Origin of the sequence: Microbacterium luticocti DSM 19459 (genome assembly GCF_000422405.1) — a bacterium.
In the GTDB taxonomy this organism is placed as follows: Bacteria; Actinomycetota; Actinomycetes; order Actinomycetales; family Microbacteriaceae; genus Microbacterium; species Microbacterium luticocti.
The window spans coordinates 1-672 of the sequence record NZ_KE383825.1 but is presented as its reverse complement, the minus strand read 5'-3'; the positions used below and the strand labels follow the sequence as shown (position 1 = coordinate 672).

Here is a 672-nt window from a genome sequence, read left to right as displayed (position 1 = left end):
AGATGCCCGCGAAATGGTTCCCGTGCCTCATGTAGGAATGCCCGCGGAATCTAGCCTGTCTGGCGGAGCTTGACGCCGCGGGCTGTGTCGGGCGGCGGTGTGGTTATCGCGGCTTGGAGGTCGAGGGTGGTGTTGCGGGCCAGTCCGGTGAGCCGGTCCTGGAGGGATTGGATGCGGCGGGCGATCTGGGCGGGGTTGAGCTTGTCGCGCCGGGCGCGCAGGTCGGCTTGTTGCGCGGGCGAGAGCACCCCGGCTTCCAGCAGCCGGTCGACGGGAGTCTTCGGGTCGTCGTAGACACGCTTGCGCCGCCCGGCGGCATCGACGGTCCACCCGGTCGGTTTCTTCGTCGGGGTGAAGTAGTTCAGCCGGTCGTTGACCAGCGGCCAGAGCTGGTTGAGCAGTGTCAGCGCTTCGGGGGTGTCGTAGCGCCAGTAGAACGCGTAACGGCGGACGAGGTGGTTGTTCTTCGATTCGATCGTGGCCTGGTCGTTCTTCCGGTAGGGGCGTGACCGGGTGAAGAAGATCTTCCGTTTGGCGGCCCAGTTGATCACGTCGTGGTTGATGAACTCGCCCCCGTTGTCGAAGTCCAGCCCGGTGACCTCGAACGGGATCTGCGAGGTCGCGTGCTGGAGGGCGGCCAGCACGTTCAGGTGCGCGTTGTTGCGCACCGAA

1 pseudogene is annotated in these 672 nt (G+C 65.8%); it reads right to left on the bottom strand.

From position 1 onward, the window contains the following. Positions 1–50: 50 nt before the first annotated feature. Positions 51–672 (bottom strand): annotated as a pseudogene (locus H577_RS16615) (DDE-type integrase/transposase/recombinase); the annotation flags it as partial.